We start from the raw sequence: 1,519 nt of genomic DNA on the forward strand, positions 1-1,519 counted from the left end.
CAGCGCCATGACGATTGCAAATGCAAAGTCGATCCAATTCTCAGCACGCTCGAGTACTTGAAAAAACGCAACGGCAATGAAGATCACGCCGAGTAACGCGGCGGCCACACGAAAGGGCAGGCGTGCTTTCGTAACACGTCCCTCGATGAAATGTCCCTGCTCGGTCGTCATCGGCGTTGGTGTAACCCCACGACGTTCTCGTCGAACTCAAGGATCATCGATCGAACCGGCGGCAGAGAGGTTGAGAAGCGGGCGTGTGATTGGGCGAGATCAGGCGGACCTGATCGTGCCCGCCGTATTCTCGCCGGCCCCGCCGCGCCGGTCAACGATCGCCGGAGCGGCAATTCTGGTTGGCGCAGCGAAAAAACTTGACTTCTACGACGGAGACTGCGACATTAGACAATTCATCTACTTTCGATCAGCCGATGCCTGCCAGGAGAGCCCCTTTGATGGCCTGCAGCTTAAGACCATTCCACACCGTCGTCGTCGCACTGATTCTGCTGGGGAGCGTTTCAAGCGCCATCGCTCAGCAACCCCCGCAGAAGAAACCCGAGGTGATCCGAGACCGCTTTGCCGAGTTGGCCGACCGGATCTCGATTGCACCATCGGGGCGTTCTCGGGAACCGTTCACGCGTTACCCGCAACCCGCGCTCAGCTGGAGCAACCCCGAACGCCAGACCCCGGCGGGCGCCATGTACCTGTGGACCGCGTCGGGCCGCCCGCAGGTCGCGCTGTGCCTGTACCCGGTCGGCGAAGATGTCATCGACCTGGAATTTCAATCACTCAGCGAGCAGGCTCTTAACGCCGACAGCAACGACCGACTGATGTGGCAGCCCGCCGGACCAGGCATCCAGTGGACACCGATCGAATCAGCTCCGCGTCCGGCCCAATCCGCGTTCCTGCGGCTGCGACAGATGCGAGTCCTGGCACGCAAGTTTTCTTCCCAGCTGGTCCCTCCGGACAAAAACCCGGTCGAACTCCGTTTACTCGACACCCCCGTTTACCGCTACGAACTCGATGAAGCGGCGTCCAAATCCAGCGCGTCCAAATCCAATCGAGCCAACGCCGACCTGATCGACGGTGCGGTGTTCACGTTCGTCCAAGGAACCGATCCGGAAGTCCTCCTGCTGATCGAAGCCTACCACGATGGCGACCGGCAAGCCTGGCGATACGCCCTGGCACGAATGAGCATCGTGCCGACGCAGGTGCGGCACGCCGACACGCTCGTCTGGGAAACCGACTGGGCGATCCAACGGCCCCATACACCGTATTTCGTCTACAAATCATTTTAATCCAAAATCCGCTTGACCAATATAGACCTGGTGTCTATATTAGTCACCAGCAAGCCAGCCGCGACGCCGCCGCGACTGCACACCACGGGTGAAAAGGCACTTCGATGAACAAGCCAGTCGTTCTCTTGATGCTATTGACGGTCGCCGTCGTCTGGCGACCCGGGACTGCGTTCGCGGACTCCCAGGGCGACACGCTTTCACAGTGGATTGACCAGCGGGGAGAACAG

General features: G+C 60.0%; 1 protein-coding gene. It reads left to right on the top strand.

All coding sequences use genetic code 11. From position 1 onward, the window contains the following. The first annotated feature begins 449 nt into the window (after window positions 1-449). Complete coding sequence (locus ABX749_RS32520; RefSeq protein ID WP_372899697.1) at window positions 450-1,292, top strand: hypothetical protein; 843 nt, start codon at window positions 450-452, stop codon at window positions 1,290-1,292. Window positions 1,293-1,519: the final 227 nt, after the last annotated feature.

Source organism: Stieleria sp., assembly GCF_041595215.1.
In the GTDB taxonomy this organism is placed as follows: domain Bacteria; phylum Planctomycetota; class Planctomycetia; order Pirellulales; family Pirellulaceae; genus Stieleria; species Stieleria magnilauensis.

Bases quoted from the DNA above. Each gene is read 5' to 3' on its own strand.
- ABX749_RS32520 (WP_372899697.1), top strand. From the start codon at position 450: ATGGCCTGCAGCTTAAGACCATTCCACACCGTCGTCGTCGCACTGATT.